This window comes from Veillonella sp., from assembly GCF_019414865.1.
GTDB lineage: Bacteria > Bacillota > Negativicutes > Veillonellales > Veillonellaceae > Veillonella.
The window spans coordinates 1-2476 of record NZ_DXLG01000175.1 but is presented as its reverse complement, the minus strand read 5'-3'; the positions used below and the strand labels follow the sequence as shown (position 1 = coordinate 2476).

Genomic DNA, 2476 nt, shown 5'->3' with positions numbered 1-2476 from the left:
GAATAAAAAGAGACGACCGCTGGTCGTCTCTTTTTTAATCATTATTTGATTTCGTAGTAATTTAGCTCATCCAAGCTTTTACCAAGAGCAGGCATATAAGTCTCAAGGAACATATCTACTTCTGGCATGTTGAGTGCTTTCAGTTTAGCCAAAATGGAGTCATGTGCTTCTTTAAACTCATCGTTCCCTGCCTTGAGTTCGTTTACACATTTCATATAGGCCGAAATTGTATCTGCTGCCTTAACGATAGGCCACTCAGGATTATCCTCTGCATCTACTATGAAAGGCTTATAAACAGCTTGTAATCGTTCTGGCAAGGTAGATAACATTTTCTCTTGTGCTAATGTTTCAACTTCACCATACAGTTCACGAAGTTTTGGATCAAAATATTTAATCGGTGTTGGCATATCGCCTGTGAAGATTTCACTCACCTCATGGTACATGGCAATAACAGCCACCTTATTAATATCTACATTGCCACCGAAATATTCGTTCTTCAGAGCTGCTAAGTTATGAGCTACCATAGCCACTTCAAGGCTATGTTCTTGAATATTTTCAGTTTCTGTATTACGCATAAGGCTCCATCGATTGATAAAGCGCATGCGTTTTAAAAATGCAAAGAATGAACTCATATATCCCCCATTACACAATAGTTCCCCTAAATAACTCCACGAAGTTTAAAGCCGTAATCAAGGAATTGTACTGCTTCATCCCAACGGTTATCATCGTTAAGCATAACTACAATCATAGTATGGCCATTACGGGTAGCCGATGCAATCAAGCATTCTCCTGCAGCATTCGTAAAGCCAGTTTTTAAACCATTAGCACCGGGATATTTATTGCGAATGAAATGGTTTGTAGTGCGAATTGTTTCTGGCGTACGGTTTTGATAAGGCACCTTATAATAATCATTGGCTACTTTATCGCGGAACATTTGGTATTTCATACCATACGCTGCAATCATCGCCAAGTCACGAGCCGTAGAGTGATGGCCCATTTGTGTCAAACCATGAGGATTTAAAAATACACTATTTTTTGCCCCTGCTTTTGCAGCAACGCGATTCATGTCCTTTGCAAAGTTCTCTACAGAGCCACTTACATTTTCTGCTACCACAACGGCCGCATCATTACCGCTGGCAACCATCATGCCTTCAAGAACGCCTTCCAAGGTAATTTGATCACCAACACGAACCCCCAGATTGGATTCCTCCATACTAGTGGCATAACTACTAATAGTCGCCAGTTCATCAAGTTGTGTACCTTTGAGTTCTAGAGCTGTTAACAATGTAACCATTTTCGTAGTACTCGCAGGATGCATCCACTTATCAGGATTCTTTGCAAATAGGATTTCTTTTGTATCCGCATCAATGAGAACAACAGCCTCACCTATCGTAGATGGTGGCGCAATATACGCCGCATGAGAAACACTAGTACCGAAAATAATAGCGCCTATAAAGGCTATCATCAAAATAAGTCGTTTCCAAACTATACAAACATTAGTTGTTAAAGATATCATATATCTCACTTTCTGTATCACATATTAACTTTCAGGGTTATCATCAATGGCAACATCCGTCCCACTTGCTTTTTTCTTAGTTCCCTTAATTTCACCAGTAGAGTTATCTACATTTTGAAGATATACAACACGTTGAGGATATGGAATGTCGATACCATATTTATCGAACGCATCTTTTACATCAGACATAATTCCATATTGCACATCTAAGAAGTCTTTCGACTTAACGCGTGCATAGGCAGCAATGCGTACAGAGTTATCGCCAAATTCAGAAATACCAATTTCCATATTTTTAGGATTGAGTACACGTTTATCAGCAGCAAAAATATTTTTTAAGATTTTAATTGCTTCATGATGATTATTGTTATAACCAATATCAAAGACGAACGGGATAACCCTTTCGTGGGTATAAGCAATATTAGTTATGGCTTGGGAGGTAAGGATAGAGTTTGGTATATACACATTTTTTTGATCTTTAGTAGTGATAATAGTATACATAAATTGAATAGACTTAACACTACCTACAGTATCTCCAACTTGAATAACATGACCTGCTCTAAAAGGCTTAAATATAAGAATTAATAAGCCTGATGCCAAGTTAGATAAGTTGTTTTGTAAGGCCAAACCAATACCTAAACCAAAGGCACCAAAGGCAGCTACAAAGGATGTAGTAGGAACACCAATTTGATTTAAGCAAATCAATATTAGACCTACTAGCAATGCATAATTGATAATCTGCGTAATAAAGCTCATCGCAGCAGAGTCATAAGAAGCCTTAGTCATAATACGGACAGCAAAGGTTTTCACCCATTTAATAGCATAACGACCTACCCAAAATATAATAAGAGCTAATAATATATTACCCGCTTGAGAAAAGAACCAATCTCGAAATTGAATTAATACATTTGCATCTTTAAACAGTAATTCAGAAGCCCTATTTAAAAGCTCACTCATACTAAC

At 37.7% G+C, this 2476-nt stretch carries 3 protein-coding genes; all 3 read right to left on the bottom strand.

All coding sequences use genetic code 11. From position 1 onward, the window contains the following. Window positions 1–41: 41 nt before the first annotated feature. The 3 genes from yfbR to QZ334_RS07930 are packed head-to-tail and all read right to left on the bottom strand — an operon-like array spanning window position 42 to window position 2470. Complete coding sequence (gene yfbR, locus QZ334_RS07940) at window positions 42–632, bottom strand: 5'-deoxynucleotidase (protein ID WP_060923871.1); 591 nt, start codon at window positions 630–632, stop codon at window positions 42–44. 26 nt (window positions 633–658) lie between these two features. Continuing rightward, a complete protein-coding gene (locus QZ334_RS07935) occupies window positions 659–1516 on the bottom strand; it encodes a D-alanyl-D-alanine carboxypeptidase family protein (RefSeq protein ID WP_227283278.1) in 858 nt (285 codons plus the stop codon). A 24-nt stretch (window positions 1517–1540) separates the two neighbouring features. After that, window positions 1541–2470, bottom strand: coding sequence for a mechanosensitive ion channel family protein (locus QZ334_RS07930; protein ID WP_295233462.1), 930 nt, complete (start codon window positions 2468–2470; stop codon window positions 1541–1543). Between the last annotated feature and the right edge of the window lie 6 nt (window positions 2471–2476).